Here is a 209-nt window from a genome sequence, read left to right as displayed (position 1 = left end):
AAGCAAGAGCACGGCGGCCTGAAAGCCGACCTGAGTGTTAAAAGCCAGATCAAAAACCAGAGCGAAAGCAGAGCTGCTTTTCTGTAGGAGCTGGCTTGCCGGCGATGCAGACACCTCGGTACATCAGACACAACGAGGCGATGCCATCGCAGGCAAGCCAGCTCCCACATTTGAACCGTGCCCGCTGTAGCTTTTGATTTGGCTTTTAA

The organism is Pseudomonas sp. B6001 (assembly GCF_013386015.1).
Taxonomy (GTDB): Bacteria; Pseudomonadota; Gammaproteobacteria; order Pseudomonadales; family Pseudomonadaceae; genus Aquipseudomonas.
This window is presented reverse-complemented; position numbering follows the sequence as displayed.